This window comes from bacterium, assembly GCA_016716565.1.
Lineage (GTDB): Bacteria > Bacteroidota > Ignavibacteria > Ignavibacteriales > Ignavibacteriaceae > IGN2.
Genome location: JADJWC010000002.1, coordinates 647797 through 663702, shown reverse-complemented (window position 1 = coordinate 663702; position 15906 = coordinate 647797). Strand labels below are relative to the sequence as shown.

General features: G+C 35.8%; 13 protein-coding genes. 10 read left to right on the top strand and 3 right to left on the bottom strand.

Features of this window, described 5'->3' with window-relative positions; all coding sequences use genetic code 11:
• Window positions 1-12: 12 nt before the first annotated feature.
• The gene (locus IPM14_09800; protein MBK9098389.1) at window positions 13-2082 is read left to right on the top strand and encodes a T9SS type A sorting domain-containing protein; all 2070 of its coding nucleotides are present in this window, start codon (window positions 13-15) and stop codon (window positions 2080-2082) included.
• 1147 nt (window positions 2083-3229) lie between these two features.
• Window positions 3230-3874 (top strand): T9SS type A sorting domain-containing protein, encoded by a 645-nt coding sequence (locus tag IPM14_09795; protein ID MBK9098388.1) that lies wholly within the window; start codon window positions 3230-3232, stop codon window positions 3872-3874.
• 3 nt (window positions 3875-3877) lie between these two features.
• Here IPM14_09795 and IPM14_09790 read toward each other — a convergent pair whose 3' ends face one another.
• On the bottom strand, window positions 3878-4825 hold the full coding sequence (locus IPM14_09790) for a tetratricopeptide repeat protein (protein ID MBK9098387.1): 948 nt from the start codon (window positions 4823-4825) through the stop codon (window positions 3878-3880).
• Window positions 4826-4877: 52 nt separating this feature from the next.
• Window positions 4878-5855 (bottom strand): hypothetical protein, encoded by a 978-nt coding sequence (locus tag IPM14_09785; protein ID MBK9098386.1) that lies wholly within the window; start codon window positions 5853-5855, stop codon window positions 4878-4880.
• Window positions 5856-6058: 203 nt separating this feature from the next.
• Here IPM14_09785 and IPM14_09780 point away from each other — a divergent pair, with 203 nt between their 5' ends.
• Both IPM14_09780 and IPM14_09775 read left to right on the top strand, forming a co-directional pair.
• Window positions 6059-8524, top strand: a complete 2466-nt coding sequence (locus IPM14_09780) for a penicillin acylase family protein (protein ID MBK9098385.1) — start codon at window positions 6059-6061, stop codon at window positions 8522-8524.
• 90 nt (window positions 8525-8614) lie between these two features.
• Window positions 8615-9172: a transposase gene (locus tag IPM14_09775; GenBank protein ID MBK9098384.1), complete on the top strand. Its 558-nt coding sequence runs from the start codon at window positions 8615-8617 to the stop codon at window positions 9170-9172.
• Between the two features lie 136 nt (window positions 9173-9308).
• On the opposite strand, the gene IPM14_09770 is transcribed toward IPM14_09775, so the two are convergent.
• Window positions 9309-10376, bottom strand: a complete 1068-nt coding sequence (locus tag IPM14_09770; protein MBK9098383.1) for a hypothetical protein — start codon at window positions 10374-10376, stop codon at window positions 9309-9311.
• Between the two features lie 222 nt (window positions 10377-10598).
• Between IPM14_09770 and IPM14_09765 the strand changes: the two genes are divergently transcribed.
• From IPM14_09765 to IPM14_09740, 6 genes are read left to right on the top strand one after another with little or no spacing between them, the layout of a single operon-like run.
• Window positions 10599-11564, top strand: a complete 966-nt coding sequence (locus tag IPM14_09765; GenBank protein ID MBK9098382.1) for a methylenetetrahydrofolate reductase — start codon at window positions 10599-10601, stop codon at window positions 11562-11564.
• 18 nt (window positions 11565-11582) lie between these two features.
• On the top strand, window positions 11583-12578 hold the full coding sequence (locus IPM14_09760; GenBank protein ID MBK9098381.1) for a Gfo/Idh/MocA family oxidoreductase: 996 nt from the start codon (window positions 11583-11585) through the stop codon (window positions 12576-12578).
• Window positions 12566-13222, top strand: a complete 657-nt coding sequence (locus tag IPM14_09755; protein MBK9098380.1) for a class II aldolase/adducin family protein — start codon at window positions 12566-12568, stop codon at window positions 13220-13222. Before IPM14_09760 ends, IPM14_09755 begins: the two co-directional genes overlap by 13 nt.
• 52 nt (window positions 13223-13274) lie before the next feature.
• Window positions 13275-14276, top strand: a complete 1002-nt coding sequence (locus IPM14_09750) for a D-alanine--D-alanine ligase (protein MBK9098379.1) — start codon at window positions 13275-13277, stop codon at window positions 14274-14276.
• Complete coding sequence (locus IPM14_09745) at window positions 14276-14566, top strand: septum formation initiator family protein (protein ID MBK9098378.1); 291 nt, start codon at window positions 14276-14278, stop codon at window positions 14564-14566. Before IPM14_09750 ends, IPM14_09745 begins: the two co-directional genes overlap by 1 nt.
• Complete coding sequence (locus IPM14_09740) at window positions 14547-15857, top strand: replication-associated recombination protein A (GenBank protein ID MBK9098377.1); 1311 nt, start codon at window positions 14547-14549, stop codon at window positions 15855-15857. Before IPM14_09745 ends, IPM14_09740 begins: the two co-directional genes overlap by 20 nt.
• The last annotated feature ends 49 nt before the right edge of the window (window positions 15858-15906 follow it).

Sequence of the window (15906 nt, the reverse complement as noted above, 5' to 3'; positions counted from 1 at the left end):
TTTGGTGTTGAAATGAAAAAAATATTTCTATCTCTTCTTGTCATACTTTCTTTTCAAAGTATCTATTCCCAGCAAAATATTATTACCTATAAAGATATTTCACCTGATGGTAAAAGCATCTCAACCTATAACGAAAAGGAATTTTCTGTCGTCGGTCAGGTGATCGCATTATCAGATGATATTCCTTATGGCTTAACTCCAGACTGGAGTTCAACTCTCGAAAGACAAATCGGAGGAATGTCCTGGGGTGATTATGATAACGATGGCGATCTCGACCTGGCAACAGGATGTTACTTCAGCAATTCATATCCACCAATACCGGAATACGAAGTTTTGATTTATAGAAATGATAGCGGAATTCTTACAACTACGCCAGCATGGATTTCTACGGATATGAGATCCACCACTGACGTAAAGTTTGCTGATCTTAATGGTGACGGGAAATCGGAATTAATTTCTGCTAATGGAGATAATTCATTTGTGCCTTCAGTAATTTATTTCAACAGTGAAACCGGACTGAATAACGCTCCCGGATGGATTTCACAGGATAATAACTGGACAGTCGGCGAAGTTTTAGGTGATATTGATGACGACGGTGATCTCGATCTCGCATTTGGAAACCAGGGTAATAGTGTTATCCCCACAAAACCAATCTGCATTTTTTATAACAATAATGGAACTTTTCCGACAGTACCCAACTGGCTTTCTGCTGATGAAATGATAACGAACTCGGTTGCTTTCGGTGATCTTGATAATCAGCAGATCAAATACAAATACCTTGAATACTATGGTGATGGAATCAGGTACGCCTTTCCGCTGCCTTTATTTCCTATCTATTCAGTCGATACTGTTCTGGTTGATGATCAACCGTATTCTGAATATTGTTATAATCCGATTGAAGGATGGTTATCATTGGGAACAGTTCCGCAGTCAGGTATGACCGTTAAAATTTCTTATCGATACATTGCAAAAGGTGATCTTGCAGCATCAAAGTGGGTCAACTATGAAAGTGGTGTGTATTTCAATAACAACGGTGTAATGAATAATTTTCCCGGATGGACAGTAGGCAACACACAAAGTCAGAAAGGTATTGCCTGGGCTGATTTTGATAAAGATGGTTACCAGGATCTGGCAATTTCGGGCAGCAGTGTTCAAACAGTGATTTATAAAAATGTAAACGGAACTTTAACCGGACCAGTCTGGACATCTAACTCTGTTAATCCTTCAGCGCAGGAATTAATAACCGGTGATATCGACAGAGATGGTTACCCGGAACTTGCAGTAGTTCATTTCGGTACTAAAAGGATTGAAATATTTAAAAACCGGTCGGGTGTTTTAGACACTGAACCAACCTGGTTGTATATCGCGGGATCATCTGCGACGTCAATTTCATTCGGTGATGTGAATGGTGATGGTGCACTTGACTTAGCTGTTGGAACTGCGAGAGCGCCTGTAGTTGTTTTCATAAATCAATTGACTATTCCGGTTGAGTTACTTTCCTTTACTGCATCCGTAACTGAAAATGATGTTCAGCTAAACTGGAGTACTGCAACAGAAACTAATAATTATGGATTTGAGATTTATCGAGAGAAGTTGGTAGTTGGAAGTCAGAATTTAGAATGGGAAAATATCGGTTTCATTCCAGGATTTGGTACGACTACTGAACCCAAATCTTATTCTTTTATTGATGATCTTTCTCTTACTCTTAATCTTAATCATACTCTTCGTTATCGATTAAAGCAAATTGATTTTGATGGAACAAGCAATTATTCAGAAATAGTAGAAGTTGAAATTAATTCACCAAAACAATTTGTCCTCGAGCAAAACTATCCTAATCCGTTTAATCCTAGTACAATTATTAAATTTTCGGTGCCAGTTACCGAAACAGTTTGCTTAAAGGTTTATGATGTTCTCGGAAACGAATTGTTAATTTTGGTAAACGAAGAAAAACCTGCCGGGCAATATGAAGTAACCTTCGATAGTCATTCCGGCGAAGTCCGGAATCTGCCGAGTGGAATTTATTTCTACAAACTGGAGGTAGGTAATTTCGTTGAAGCAAAGAAAATGATTCTACTTAAATAGTGTGATATTATTATAAATAAAGTTTAAGGAGAAATATTTATGAAAACATTTATACTTATTATTATTTCAAGCGTAATAGTATCGGCACATACCTTTCATGCAGGATACGATCGCATACAATAATCGTTTCAATAACAGACAATTTGCACAATACAACTCGCAGGGATTACTAAGATTATCGTACACAAGCGGGCTGGGCACAGTAAGCAGCTATAACGAAATATATTATGTAGAGGAGGACATCAACGGAGATTTTTCAACAATTAATTTAACAAATAACTCTGTTGATGATAATTACTCTACCTTGTCCATTGATCAAAACGATGTTGTGCATATTGGCTACGAAGCTCGCGATCCTTCAATTTTTCAGGTGATGTATATTCATAATGCATCCGGAACTTTTTCAACTCCAATATCTATAACTCAAGGTGGATTAAACAAGGCAACACCGTTCAGTAAAATTGGTCCGGATAGTGTTATGCACTTTGTTTATTATACTTACACAAATGGATCCGATAATTGTTATTACAGAAATTATGATTTAAGAACAAGTACTTTAGGACCAGAACTATTCTTGTCCAATGGAGAAGCATCCGGAGATTTTCAAGCTACCCTGGACATAGATTCTAACGGTAAGGTACATATTGCGATGGTGAGCGGAACAACTTTATCATCAGGTCCGTTAAAATATTTTAACAATACTTCCGGTTCTTTTCAGGAAGTACCAACCAGTGTAGCTGCTAACATTAGTTATCCGAGAATAAGAGTTGATACTAATGATAAGGTACATATTATTTACAGAACTAGTTCAATGCTATATTATATAAATAACGTCAGTGGAACTTTTTCTGCTCCTGTAGCGATAACACCTCCGGGTCAGCTTCCCGCCGGAATCCAATCACTTGAAATTGATGATCAGAACAGACTTTACACAACGTATCAATCAAGTCAGTCTGCTTCTGGTAAAGGATTTTATCTTCTCTTTGCCGAGAATCACGTTTTTAATGATACCATACTAATCGCAGATCTTCCTCCGGAATATGTTACAAGAAATTCGTCGCAGGTAGTAACAAAAGGCAATGGTGATATTGCTATGTTTTATGCTGAAGGTGATGTAAGAAATGATACTGTCATCTGTGATATTTTTATGAAGAGAGGAAATATCTATGAAATAATTCCGGTTGAACTCACATCATTTGAAGCATCAGTAAATGAAAATGATGTTCAGCTAAACTGGAGTACCGCAACAGAAACTAATAACTCAGGTTTCGAGATTCTTCGTTCCTGCCTTACCGGCAGGCAGGTCACTCAGAATGACAACGAATGGAATTCAATCGGTTTCATTCCTGGTTATGGAACATCTACTGAAAAGCATTTTTATTCTTTTAGTGACGAAAATCTCGTTGAAGGAAATTACAAGTTCCGGTTAAAGCAAATTGATTTTGATGGAACGAGCACTTATTCTGAAATTGTTGAAGTCGAAATTATTTCACCGGAACAATTTGTTCTTGAACAGAACTATCCTAATCCGTTTAATCCGTCAACTAAAATAAAGTATTCGATCCTGAATGTCATTGCGATCCGGCAATTGCCGGAGAAGCAATCTCAATTTGTAGTCCTTTCAGTTTATGACATTCTTGGAAATGAAGTGACAACGCTTGTGAATGAAGAAAAATCAGCTGGTACTTACGAAGTCGAGTTCAATGCAGGCAATTTCCCCAGTGGTGTTTACTACTATCAGTTGAAAACAGGAGAATTTATTTCAACAAAGAAGATGATACTCGTAAAATAATATCTACCTGATATTTTTTTCATTCAAGGAATTAAGCTGCATCAGTAACTGTATTGCCGGTGTAAAATTTGAATCGAGCTCAAGTGATCTTTTTACACAGATGAGAGATTCGTCATATTTTTTCTGCTCGAAATAAACTTTTCCTAGTCCGAAATTAGCTTCCGCAAAATCCGGGGAAAGCTCAATGGCTTGCTTAAAATACTTTTCCGCGTTCGGATAATCTTTAATTCCTTCATAAGCAACACCAAGCAGAAAATGAGTTTGGGAAGATTTTGAATCCTGCCACAACGATTGCTGAAGGATATTTATAGCATCCGGCAGCATACCTTTTTGTATCATTTGCAAAGCAGCCTGATTTTTTTCAGAAACTTCTCTCGGCTGAATATGTGTGCGACCAGGATTAAATTTAAATATGTCGAGGAACTCGAAGCTGTTAACCGGTGTAAAGATTGGTTTATCATTCACAACTTCGAACCAATTCCTGAGAGTAACTATATAATCAACTTTTTGTTTGGAAAGATAATCGTTCATATAAGCAGCGTAATCATTTTCCTGAAGATGTGAGATAAGTTCAGGAGTAACTAACCCAGCCATATCAATTATTTTTCTTTCTCCGTAGAAAGCAACAGCACCAATATCGTGCGTTGCAACTATTGCGGAATCCGGTGTGTTTTGCTTCAACCATTTACCTGCTGCCACATGTCTGTCATTTGAGTACTTACATAAAAATGTAAAATCATCTTTGCTGTTGGAATTATAACTGATAAAAAGTCCCACAACTGCAATCGAATAAATAATGAAAACAAAATTTGGCAGAGCAGGTTTATTTTTAGAAAATTTTAATAGAATGAAATCACTAATAAACTTTACTCCGGTGATAGCAATAAGTATGTAGAAAGGAATTACCGGCATCAGGTATCTGCCAAATCTGTGAGCGAAAGGTAGTTTCAAATAATAAACGGCGATCAGTCCGATGATAAATAAGATAAAAACAAGGTGAGTATTACTTTTTAATAATCGATTTGATAATAACAACAACGTAAATTAAAAATGGCAGCCAGATTAAAATGAATTCAGCTTCTGTGAAATACTTGAGTACATCGTTTTCAAGAAAAAGTGCTCTGTTCATTTTATTGTAGTACTCAATCTTTGCACTGTAGGTGTTTGGTAAAATTGAACCTGACAAAATGTAATTAAACAGAAAATATCCAACTACTAAGACAGAAGCCAATAAAAATGCGGTCGCAAATTCTTTAATTGTTATGCTGTTTTCTGATGGCTGAGCAGCAGATTTAGTCAGGTAAAACTTACTTAAAACATAATCCAGAGCAAATGCAATCCACAACACAAAACCATCCGGTCTGCACCAGATAGTTAAACCGAGAAAAATTCCGAGTGGAAGAATTTTTCTATTTTGATATGAGTAGAAACTGCTTGCAATTAAAAAAATGAACATCGATGTTTCCATTCCGGAAACATTTATCAGATTCAGTTTTGGCTGAAGTGCAATCATTAATGCTATGATCAACGAAATCATTGCTGAGTTTTTAAAGTTCAGCAAAGCAAGTTTTGTCATCGTATAAACGAGAAGAGCACCGAATATCACTCCGATTAAATAACTAATTACGAATTCATTTTTACTGATGATATAAAACAATGATAACAGCAAAGTATAAATTGGAGATGTAGAACCCGAAGTCACGAGTTCATTTTTAAAGTATGAAAAGCTTCCGTACTCGATAAGATTTTTAGCGAAGGTAAGATGAATCCACGGATCGTCAAGTGGAAAACCGAAGAACCCATTTGTTTTGTAAGCCGAATAGACTAAGTAAATAGCTGCTGTTATTGAGAGCAAAACAGGAAGTAAAATGAAATACCTGAACTTATTGTCGAACTGTATATTGTAAAATGTTTCGACAGCTTTTTCGTTAACCTTTTGCTGGAGTTTTGCAGTATGTTTTGTTGATTTCTTTTTACTCAATCGATATTACCATCTTGAGAGTTATAGTTTTCAAATAGATGGCGAAAATTAAATATTTTTTTCAAATTGAAGTAAACAATCTTTGTCCTTTACGAAGAAACCTAATTGCAACAGTTAAGTCATCAATCAATCATTCAACCAATCATTCATCAAATCCTTCCTTTTATTATTTATATTTACACTAAGTAAATTTATTTGAATAGATGAGAACCTGGCTTAAAGTTACAATCGGAATAATCCTCTCGCTGATAATCATCTTCATTGTCGGTGGGTACATTTTTTATAATTCACTTCTTGAATCGCTTCCTGTTTATGAGGGCGAATTGAAAGCTCCTTCGCTCAAATCTGAAGTAAAAATTTATTTTGATAGTCTCGCTGTTCCATACATTATTGCAGATAATGATGAAGACGTTGCCTTTACTTTGGGTTATCTTCATGCAAGCGAAAGAATGTTTTCGATGGATATTATCCGTCGTGCAGGAGAAGGAAGACTTAGCGAAATATTCGGAGTGGAAACTTTGCCGTTTGATAAAATGTTTAGAACAGTTGGATTGAGCAGAACTACAAAAATGATAAAAGAGAAAATGAATCAGGAAGGTTTGAAACTGCTTGAAGCGTATTCTCGCGGCGTTAATTTCTATCTCGAAGAAAAGAAAAATAAATATCCTGTTGAATTTGATGTCCTCGGTTACCAGCCTGAAGAATGGAAACCCGAACATAGTATAATCGTGATTCGAATGATGGCGTGGGAACTCAATCTTGGCTGGTGGACAGATCTAACTTTCACTGAGCTTGTGCAGAAACTTGGTGAAGAAAAAGTAAAAGAAATTTTTCCAAATTACCCTGAGAATGCACCAACAATAATTCCTGCGGATATAAAAAAGTTTTCCCAAATTAATTCCAACTTTATTGAGACAGACAAAGCATTCAGAAAATTTATTGGAATGACCGGAACACATCTTGGTTCAAACAACTGGGTTGTGAATTCACAAATGTCTGCTTCGGGAAAACCAATCATTGCAAACGATCCTCATCTTGCTTACAGAGCACCGGGAATCTGGTACGCTGCAGTTATCAAATCACCAACTTGGAATGCTGCTGGTGTAACATTGCCGGGAGTTCCGGGAATTGTGATAGGAAAGAATGAATCCGCCCAAGGCGGAATTTCCTGGACGTTAACAAACATAATGACTGATGAAACCGATTTTTATTTTGAAACTCTCGATTCATCACGAACAAAATATCTGCTGGATGGAAGCTGGAAAGATTTGATAATAATTGAAGATACCATATACACAAAAGATGGAATCAAAGAACCGATTGAAATAAAATACACTCATCGCGGACCAATTATTTCAAATATTCATCCTTATAACTTTGTTTATAATCAGGATGAATCAGCATATCCGCCGATCAGTATGCGATGGCTCGGTAATGAATTCAGCGATGAGATGGATGCATTCCTGAAAATCAACAAAGCAAAAAATTGGAATGAGTTCAAATCAGCAGTTGAGAAGTTTAATATTCCCGGACAAAATTTTGTTTACGCAGACAAGGAAGGAAACATCGGTTATATTTTTGGCGGAGCACTTCCAATCAGACCAAACAACGCAACTACCTTTTTGTTTGAAGGTTCAACTGCAAAAAATGATTGGAAAGGACTTGTTCCAAGAACGGAACTCCCATTTCTTTTCAATCCAGCTCAGAACTTTATTGCAACTGCAAACAACAAAGTAATTAAAGATTTCAAATATCACATCACAAATCTCTGGGAACCTTCATCGCGTATAGAAAGGATCACAGAATTACTTCAAACAAAAAATCAGCATTCGGTGAATGATTATATGAAGTACCAATCAGATGTGTATTCACCTTATGCAAAACAGATTGTTCCATATATAATTTTTGCATTTCAGGATGCTGAAGTGAAGGATAAAAATTTATCACAATCACTTCAACTGTTGAAAGAGTGGAATTACGAAATGGATAAATATCAGCAGGCACCGGCTATCTTTCTTACTTTCTTTGATAAGCTGATGAAAAATATTTATATGGATGAAATGGGTGAAGATCTTTTCAATCAATATGTTTTTCTTGCGAATGTTCCTTACAGAAATATTCCTGAACTTTTGCAGAATCCGTTTTCAGATTGGTATAACGATGTGAAAAAGAATGAGAGAAAAACAAGAGACGATGTTATACGGGAAAGTATGAATGATGCACTTGATGAACTTGAGAACATATTAGGGAAAGATGTTAAAGACTGGCAGTGGGGAAATCTTCACACAGTAACTTTCAAGCACGCATTTGCCGGAGTTTCCTGGATAATTGATGAGGTAGTGAATATTGGTCCTTATGAAATTAGCGGCGATGGAACAACGATTTTCAATACAGAGTATGCTTTTTCTGAAAGCATTGAAAAGTATCCATTATTCCGTCACGATCCTTTTGATTGCGAGCTTGGTCCTTCGATGAGATTCATTTATGATTTTGCAAAGCCCGATGAGTTTTATTTGATCCTGACTACAGGTCAGTCTGGAAATATTTTCAGCGATCATTATAAAAACCAGACAGAACCTTTTCTTAATGGAAAGTATATGAAGATAAGAACTGATGAAGCGTCCATTACCAACCAATTAAATAGTTTACTCAGATTACTACCGAAATAAAAACCAGCAAGGATGTCACGGTCGTACCGTGACACAATCCTCTTGGCTGTCAAGGTCGTACCTTGACAGATAATTTACTATCTTTGCTCTATGGGAAGAAGAGGAAGAAGCAATTTAACAGAAGAAAGATTTTATTTTGTAACTACAACCGTTGTAAAGTTCACGCCAATATTTACCAACAACCATTTCTGCGACATACTAATCTCAAATATTAAACATTACAGAGAAAAGTATAAATACATAGTTCTCGGTTATGTGATTATGCCGTCTCACTTCCACTGGATATTGATTGTGACTACAAAGTATGGAACAATCTCTGATATAATGAGAGACATAAAGAAATTTACTGCCTGGCAGATATTTGATACTCTAAATGAGAGCAGTGAACTTCTGAAAATATTCCATGAATCAGCGGAAGGATTGAAAGACCAGACGAAGAAATTATGGATGCCAAGATTTGATGATGAGGTAATTAGAAGCCAGCAGATGTTCTGGGCAAAATTGAATTACATACATAACAATCCTGTGAAGGCGGGATTAGTAAGCAGAGCAGAAGATTACAAATATTCAAGTGCAAGAAATTATGTGAATGGAGATCATACTGTTCTTGAAGTTGATGTTGAGTATGCAGGAATAAGGATGTTGTAGTGATCTTTACGTCACGGTGCGACCGTGACGGCCTTGGAATTCACACTATCTTGAACTAACAAGGTTTTCAATGGTCCACCGAGAGACTTAGAATATATAAGTTATATTTTTGTTGTGGAAGATTTGACGAACTCTGCTAGATATGAAATGTGCCTGATATTTCAACAGGTTCAATGGTGATGGTATTCACTGTTGGAATTAAATTATCGTCTTTTAAAGGTAATTCTATACAATCTGAATAGAGATCAAATCTAAATTTTTTTTCATGTGGATTGTAATCTAAGTCGCGATATGATAAGTGTAGTTGTAATTTGGGAAAATTCGGAATATCCGAAATATGACTTACTTTCATTTTTTTTATGTTGTGATTTTTCATCAATAATAAAGTTGCTATGTAAAATAGAAATAAAGTTGCACGTGGGAAATTGATTCCAATGGTTCTTTTCGCAACTGCTAAGTCTGGCACATAGGATATTAGATCTGAATTTCTTTCATTATCAAAATTAATTGAAATGTTCTGCAACTCACTAAATTCCTTAAGAAATTTTATAAGTAATCCCTCTTTTCCTAAAATAATTTCAAAATTCTTATCTCGATCCAATTTTTCGATATATACTAATGCCTCTGAATAATTAAACTTAAATTCATAATCAACTTTTTTCGCGACACCTTTTCCAACATTTAATAACTCTAATTTTATATCCTCATCGTGCCGATGATCATCAACAACTGTTAAAAACTTTTTTCCTAATTCTTCTTGAATTTTAAAGAGAAGGTTAAATTTGGGAATATATAATTCTGGCCTATAGCCTGCAGCTCTTGATTTTCTTGCTTCAATTATATTTTCATTACTGTGCATAACACCAGCAGTTGCTACACCCAAAGTTGCTAAGAAAAACAGAACTACCAATAAATATAAAGGTACATAATAAAAATCGATGAAGTTTCCGATTCCCTCTGATGTTGGCTCAAAGCCAAATCCTTCATTATAGCATTCAATTGAAATTATGGTAAATAGGATTAAACAAATTGAAAAAACTAATAGGGATGAAAATTTTAATATCTCGAGGAGAATTTTTGATAATTTGTCATTATTACTTGAAAATGCTTTACGTATCTTGAATTTAATACCTATACGACGATTCAGCCAAAAAACCAATCCAGTTATAAATATAGTAACTATAATATTTTCTAAAAATTTCACATTCTAAAAATATGAAAGTTTAATAAAACTAACTCTTCTCTGCTGATATGTCAGATTAGGGAATAACAAAGACTATAACGGTCGCACTATGACATTCAAAATAAAGACAAAGAAATAGTTTACTAAGATTACTGCCGAAATAAATCACTTCTAATCAATCCATAATTATTATTAACTTTGTCTATATTTACATAAATGATTTGTTCAACAACAAGAGATTAAATGAAAGTAATTGATCATTTAGAGAAGGCGAAAGAACCTCTTATAAGTTTCGAATTGATTCCTCCAAAACGCGGCGGAGATATTACGGATGTTTTACACGTTCTCGATGGAATAATAAAATTCAGACCACCGTTTATTGATATCACCAGTCACTCCGCAGAAGTTATTTACGAAGAAACTCCCGAAGGAATAAAAAAGAAAGTAAAAAGAAAACGACCAGGAACACTTGGTATCTGTGCCCTCATCCAGAATAAATATAATGTTGATGCTGTTCCTCATATTCTTGTAAAAGGATTTACCCGAGAAGAAACAGAAGATTTTATGATTGAGTTGAATTATCTCGGTATCGATAATGTGCTTGCAATTCGGGGAGATGACAGCGGTTACGAAAAACCAATCCCAACCGGAAGAAGTGCGAATAAAAATTCAGTTGAGCTAGTGCAGCAGATAATGCGGATGAACAAAGGGATCTACCTGGAAGATTCATTGCTTGATGCACGACCAACAAAATTTTGCATTGGTGTCGGCGGATATCCTGAAAAACATTTCGAAGCTCCGAACTTAAAAGCAGATATAAAATTTGCAAAAGAAAAAATAGATGCTGGCGCTGATTATATTGTTACACAGATGTTTTATGATAATAAATTTTATTTTGATTATGTGGAAAAGTGTCGTGAGGCAGGAATAAAAGTTCCAATTATTCCGGGACTAAAAATATTAACTTCAAAAGCTCAGCTTCATTCGATTCCAAAAGATTTTCATGTCAGCATTCCTTCGGCGCTGTCTGATGAAATTGAAAATGCGAAGCCGGATGAGGTAATGAACATCGGTGTTGAATGGGCAACAAACCAGGTTCGCGAGCTTCTCGATAAAAATGTTCCGAGCGTTCATTTTTACATTATGCTCAATGCCAGACCAATAAGTATGGTGATGGATAAGCTGAAATTATTCAACAAAGTTTTTTAGCGAGTTAAATTCTCTCAGATGGTTAAAGTTAGAAGACCTGTAGTAAAGAAACTTAAATGGGGAGTCGCAGGCTGCGGAAGATTCACTGAACACACCTTCATACCAACACTGAAATTTGTAAGAAGAAGTACGGTTCAATCATTTTACAGTCACAATCTTAACAGAGCGAAGGAATTAGCAGAACTATCGGGAGCTTCAGGATACTTTAATAATTACAATGATTTCCTGAAATCAGATATTGATTGTGTTTTTATTGGAAGTGTAAATGCGCATCATTACGAGCAGGTAATAAAAGCTGCAGAAGCAGGAAAAAATATTCTCTGCGAAAAACCTCTCGCAATAACAAGCAAGCAAGCAGAGGAAATGGTTGATGCCTGCAAAAGAAATAATATATTCCTTGCTGTAAATTATGTTCATCGTCTTCATCCTCATGTTATCAAAGCAAAAGAATTAATAAAGAATCAAACTATTGGCAAGCTTGTATCAGTAAGCGTTTCTTGTAATCTGGATTTTCCTCCGAGCAACAACTTCAGGTTCAACAAAGAATTAAGCGGTGGCGGTGCTTTGCGTGATCTTGGAACTCATATGATAGATCTGTTAAGATTTTTCGGAGGAGAAATCTCAGAGATAAATGGATATATGGACAACATCATTTATAATTATGAGGTTGAGGATTATGTATCTGCAATTGTGAAATATGAAAACGGGAATTATGGTTCGTTCAATGTTTCATTTAATACAAAAAAGGCTTTCAACAGGATTGAGATACTTGGGCATACCGGAGCAATAAGCATCGAGAATTTTATTGGAGTAAAAGGAGTCCCGTCAAAAATCACTATTCAACTTGATGGAGAAGCAAAGAAAAGTTTCAGGAAAAGAGGGAACAAATTTTTGTTTATGATGAGAGCGGTACAAAAATCATTTCTGAAAAATCAAACCCCACCTGTTACCGGTGAAGACGGACTGATTAATATTAAATTAATGGAAGAGCTTGAAAGAAAATGTCAGAGATAGATAAGCTCATTTCGGTTTGTCACAAAGTCTATCAAAAAGGATTTGTTGCTGCCAGTGATGGAAATGTTTCGCTTATTACTTCCGATAACACTGTCTTGATTACACGTTCCGGAATCTGCAAGGGTGAAATTACAGAAAAAGATATTCTCGAATTTGATTTCAACGGAAAGCATTTAAAAGGCGAAGGGAAAATCACCACAGAATTTAAACTTCATCTTTATGCATACTCAAAACGAAAAGATGTAAACGCTGTTGTTCATTGTCATCCTGTTCACGCGACTGCTTTTTCGCTTTTGGGTGAAGGACTTGTGAATCATTATTTCCCGGAAGTGATTTTGACTCTCGGAAAAGTTCATCTTTGTAAATATGCAACGCCATCGACAAACGATCTTCCGTTAAGTCTCGATCCTTTTATAGAATACGGCTGGGCATTTCTGCTTCAAAACCATGGGGCAATGACTCTCGGAAAAAATGTCGACGATGCATATTACAAAATGGAAAAGCTTGAACACGCAGCAGAAACTCTTTTCAAAGCTAGATTACTTGGAAAACCAAACGAATTATCATCTGAAGATGTTAAGAGGTTATTTGAAATATCAGAAGAAACTTACGGTATCACGCAGGATCCAAGAAATGTTTTTTAACTAACACACTAACCCAATTTCTTTAAGAAATTGGATTAGTAAAAACTTAATTATGTTAAATTCAAAACCCAAAGTTGCATTATTAGTTGGCGGAACCTCTCCCGAGAGAGCAGTTTCAAAAATGTCTGGCAAAGGAATATTGCAGGCATTAAAGAATCTTCAATATCCAACAAAGGTTATCGATCCTGCATATGGTTTGCATCAACCAGAAGAAGAAGAGGATTTCTTTTCTGATAAAGATTATTCTGAAATCTCAAACCGTAATTGTATTGATGCGATAAATTCAACGATGTTTGATGATGTTGATGTCGTGTTTTCAGCAATGCACGGAAAGTGGGCTGAAGATGGAACAATTCAGTCTCTTCTGGAACTAAGAGGTTTGAAATATACCGGTTCAAAAGTTCTTGCAAGTTCTTTGGCAATGGATAAGGAAATGTCAAAAGTAATTTTCAGACAGGCAGGAGTCCAGACCGCAGACTGGTTCACTGTTCAACAGAGAAGCTTCGAGCCAATTCTTATTGCGGATGAAATAAATCAGAGATTTGGTTTCCCGTGCATAATAAAAGCAAACGATCAGGGCTCAACCGTTGGTTTAAAAATTGTCCAGGGTAAATACGAAGTTGAAGAAGGAATTAAACTCGCACTGCAATATTCTTCCAAAGCTTTGATTGAAAAATATATTCCGGGAAGAGAATTAACCGTTGCCGTTCTTTCAAATGAAGCATTACCTGTTCTTGAAATCGTTCCTAAGAGTGGCTTCTACGATTACAAACATAAATACACTTCCGGAATGAGCGAATATATTGTTCCGGCAAACATTCCTGAAAAAGTTGCAAAGAAAGCACAACATCAGGCACTAATTGCGTTTCAATCACTTGGATGTGATGGTTATGCAAGAATTGATTTTCGGTTGAATGAGCAAAACGAAATTTATTGTCTTGAAGTTAACACACTTCCGGGAATGACTCCACTCAGTCTTGTTCCGAAAGCTGCAAAAGCAGTTGGAATTTCATATGAAGAATTAGTTGAAAAAATTATTCGGCAGGCACTTTAATGATAAGGCTTAGAAAGAAATTTGTTATGTATTTGTTTATTACCATCATCATTCTTGGAATGATATACATTTTTTTCAACGAACGTGGATTGGTAAAATATCATGGATTGAAGAGCAAGGTTGATTCAATGCAGGTTGAACTTGAAAACATTAAATTGGAAAATGAAAGACTTAAGAATGAAGTTGATTCTTTGCAAAAGAAAATTCCAGCCAAGATGGAACAAGTAGCACGGGAAAAATATAATATGAAACGTGAAGGTGAAACATTAATTGAAATCGAAGAAAAGTGACAGTACTTCCAAATTACCTTCAACACCGCTAGCCGACAGGGTAAGACCAAAATCACTTGAACAATTTTATGGACAGGATCATCTTGTTGGTGATGGCAAACCAATCAGGTTGATGATTGATAATCAAACAGTTACTTCTTTCATACTTTGGGGACCACCGGGAACAGGAAAAACAACTCTCGCGCAAATTATAGCAAATGAAACCGATTCAAAATTTTATCAAATAAGTGCTGTCTCTGCCGGAGTGAAAGAAGTAAGATATATTATTCAGATTGCTGAGCACAATAAAACTCTCGAATTACGTACGATACTTTTCATAGATGAAATTCATCGTTTCAATAAAGCACAACAGGATGCACTTCTTCATTCAGTCGAATCGGGATTGATAATTTTAATTGGTGCAACAACTGAAAATCCGTCCTTCGAAGTGATACCAGCATTACGTTCTCGGGCAAGAGTTTATGTGCTGAATGAATTATCTAAAAATGACCTCCATAAAATTCTGCACAATGCAATTTCGAAAGATGAATATCTGTCCAAGTATAATATTGAAGTACCTGATGAAGATTATCTACTGTATCTCTCCGGTGGTGATGCAAGAATTATGCTCAGCATATTTGAGTCAGCAGTGATTCAGGAAATGGATAAAGAAAAAATATTAATCACCAAAGAACTACTTGATAATATCATTCAGAGAAAAAATGTTGCTTATGATAAAGGCGGAGAAGAACATTACAATTTAATTTCAGCATTCATTAAAAGTGTTCGGGGAAGTGATCCTGATGCAGCACTATACTGGCTTGCAAGAATGCTTGAAGGCGGTGAAGATCCTTTATTCATTGCAAGAAGATTGATTGTTCTTGCTTCCGAAGATATCGGTAATGCTTCACCAAATGGATTAGTGCTGGCTGAAGCAGCATTTAGTGCTGTAGAAAAAATCGGTATGCCTGAAGCCAGGATTATTCTTGCTCAATGCACAACTTATCTTGCATCAAGTCCGAAAAGTAATGCTTCATATATGGGAATATCAAAAGCTGAGCAGGAAGTTAAAACGCAGCCGGTTTATCCTGTCCCGATTCACCTTCGTAATGCACCTACTAAATTAATGAAAGAGCTCGGTTATGGAGAGAAATATAAATATCCCCACGATTACGACAACAATTTCCTGATTGAGAAATATGTCCCTGAAGAGATGGATGCAAAGCAGTTTTACTTTCCAACAGAAAACGGACAGGAAAAAAATATGAAAGATCGCCTAAAAACTTTGTGGAAGGGGAAGAAGAAATATTAACTCGATTACAAAATTACAAGATTACTGTCATTGCGAGGAGCGGAGCGAC

Bases quoted from the DNA above. Each gene is read 5' to 3' on its own strand.
- IPM14_09800 (MBK9098389.1), top strand. From the start codon at position 13: ATGAAAAAAATATTTCTATCTCTTCTTGTCATACTTTCTTTTCAAAGT.
- IPM14_09795 (MBK9098388.1), top strand. From the start codon at position 3,230: ATGAAGAGAGGAAATATCTATGAAATAATTCCGGTTGAACTCACATCA.
- IPM14_09780 (MBK9098385.1), top strand. From the start codon at position 6,059: ATGAGAACCTGGCTTAAAGTTACAATCGGAATAATCCTCTCGCTGATA.
- IPM14_09775 (MBK9098384.1), top strand. From the start codon at position 8,615: ATGGGAAGAAGAGGAAGAAGCAATTTAACAGAAGAAAGATTTTATTTT.
- IPM14_09765 (MBK9098382.1), top strand. From the start codon at position 10,599: ATGAAAGTAATTGATCATTTAGAGAAGGCGAAAGAACCTCTTATAAGT.
- IPM14_09760 (MBK9098381.1), top strand. From the start codon at position 11,583: ATGGTTAAAGTTAGAAGACCTGTAGTAAAGAAACTTAAATGGGGAGTC.
- IPM14_09755 (MBK9098380.1), top strand. From the start codon at position 12,566: ATGTCAGAGATAGATAAGCTCATTTCGGTTTGTCACAAAGTCTATCAA.
- IPM14_09750 (MBK9098379.1), top strand. From the start codon at position 13,275: ATGTTAAATTCAAAACCCAAAGTTGCATTATTAGTTGGCGGAACCTCT.
- IPM14_09745 (MBK9098378.1), top strand. From the start codon at position 14,276: ATGATAAGGCTTAGAAAGAAATTTGTTATGTATTTGTTTATTACCATC.